A 2495-nucleotide genomic window follows, 5' to 3' on the forward strand; every position below is an offset into this window, starting at 1 on the left:
TCACTCGAAGATGTGGTGGCGAGACTCCGGCACCTCGAACGGCACCAGATCATGCGGCGACCGCGCCAGCCGGAACAACCCCGAGGACACATCCTCCAACGTCTCCTCATACCCCGGCACCTCGATCACGAACGTCGGACACCCCAACGCTGCCGCCTCCCACAACGACGTCGAGAACGTCCCCACCGCCATCCGCGACCGCCGCACCACCGACAACGTGTCCTCCGCAGCAACCTCCACACGCGACTCCACACCAGCAGCCGCCAACTCACCACCAATGATCCCCCGCTGCGCAGGATGCGGAGCCACCACCACCCGCAACTCCGGACGCTCCACCACCAACTCCCGCACGAACCCCAGAATCCGACGCAACACCCGCGGCTGCGAGATCACACACACATCCCACACCGGATCCAGCCCCGGACCCTCCAACGCAGCCCGCAACTCCGGCATCACACGCGGCACCACCACATGCTCGTCACACGCATTCGTCCGACCCGCCCACAGATCCGACCACGCATAAAACCTCGACGCCCCATAATGCGGCCGCCCACCGAACCAGAAACTCGGCGCAAAACGACTCGTCAACGCATACTGCACATCCGACACCCGCGCACCAGACCGCTCCGCAGCAGCCGCGATACCAGCCCACCAATGACTTGACGCGATCAACACCTCCTCCGGCGCCACCCGCTCAAACACCGGCGTGAAGAACTCCCGCTCCGCCAAAAACTTCGCCAACCGATTCCGCAGATGATCACCCAGATCAACCCGCACACCCAACGACCGACTCAACGCCTCCTCAAACGGACGCGCATCCACCTCCGGCACCCTCAAATGCGCCCACCGACGACGCCACCCACGCTTCCACTCCAAAAACTCCGCGAACGGATACACCAGATCCGACTCCTCCACACCCGGATACCCCCCAGCATCCGGCTGCACCACAAACAACGTCTCATCATCAACAAAACGCTCAGTCCGATACCCACTCTGACCACGCCGCGCATAATCAAACACCACCCGCCGCGCCGACGGAGCCGACGACAACCGCTTCGGACCCACATACACATCCGACACCGGCTCCGCCACCGCAGACGCCGCACCCCACAACCCAGCAGCCTCCGCCAACTGAATCACCAGAGCCGAACGCCCCAACTCCCACACATGCACCCCACCCGGACCCGTGATATCGAACAACCCGAAATCACGCTCCGCAGCACACACCCCCTCAAACAACTCCCCATACGACCACGGCGCCCCCACACGACGCCGCGACACACCATCCCTCAACACCAACCAGTCATACTCACCCCGCACAACAACCGACGGACACTCCGCCCCACCAGCATTGACCACCTCAACACCACCAGCACCACCCACCGGCACACCACACGAATCCACCCCACCCGACACCGGAAACCACGGATGCCGACCCACCACACGATGCGCACCCACCGACGGCTTGGTCACCGCGCGCGCCATCGCTGAGACAGCCGAGGAAGCGGCGAAGGTGCCCACGGATCTGACCTGCTCCACGGCAGCGCTGAGACGCCCGGACGCAGCGCTCCCGTTCTGCCCGTGCAGCGCCTCCGTCGCATCCGGGGCCGCATCGAGCAGATAGCCGGTCTGCGCGCTCTCGGTGGGTGTGCGCGGTGCCGCCGTATCCGGGGCCGCCTCGGCTCGGGGTTGCGCAGCGCGATCTCGGAATGTCGTCGGCATGTCGAAGCTGCTGTCCGGTTCCACAGCCGTGGCGCTCGCGGCGCTCACCGTCGCACCGGCGGCGCTGTCGCGTTCACGGCTCTCGATGTCCTCATGCTCATGGCCCGGTGCTTCCAGCGGTGCGTCGGACTGCGCCGACGTAGCTGCGGAGAGCTCGCGGTGAGCGCGGCGCCGTGCGCCATACGCGGCGATGATCTGGCGGGACTTCCAGAGGACGTCCCCCGGCGCTCGTCGAGCGAGGTAGGTGAGGGACTGCATCGGACGGGCCACGCCGGATCCGCCGGAGGGCAGGCGCAGGGTCTCCACCACGCCGGGCCGGCCAGCGCCGTAGTCAGCATCGCGCCGCAGGTGCGCAAGGATCTCGAGCTCGTGGCCACGTGTGGTGCTGGCGAGGTAGTGGCGGTCCTGCGAGCCTGGCGCAGTGGTGTACGAAACAACGCAGGGCGCGCCCGCAGGGAACTCGATGACGGTTCTGGTCGCATCACGGCGCACCCGGGGCGCGCGCACGCTGTGACCGTCATCGATCCGCACATCGTGCAGTTCGATCGGGGAGGCCACAGTGATCCTGTGCAGCAGTCGTCCCTGGGGGCGGCGCAGGCCGTGAGTGATCGCCTCGGCGGCGATCGGCTCCCCGCCCTCCGCGCTGAACAGGCCGGGGATATCGAGCATGTTCCCCTGCGGGCCGAGGAAGTCGCGATACTGCTGTTCGACGGCAGGGGTCGCGAATGTGGCGTCGAATCGTTCGCGGGCGCGGCGTCCAAAACGCTCACGCA

Annotated in this window: 1 protein-coding gene; it reads right to left on the reverse strand. The window is 66.6% G+C overall.

Features of this window, described 5'->3' with window-relative positions; translation table 11 throughout:
• Positions 1–2495 (reverse strand): glycosyl transferase family 1 (locus M4D54_RS13840; RefSeq protein ID WP_311199716.1); only part of this gene is annotated, 2495 nt, incomplete at its 5' end.

The sequence above is a fragment of the Brachybacterium sp. p3-SID1565 genome (assembly GCF_025143785.1).
GTDB lineage: Bacteria > Actinomycetota > Actinomycetes > Actinomycetales > Dermabacteraceae > Brachybacterium > Brachybacterium epidermidis.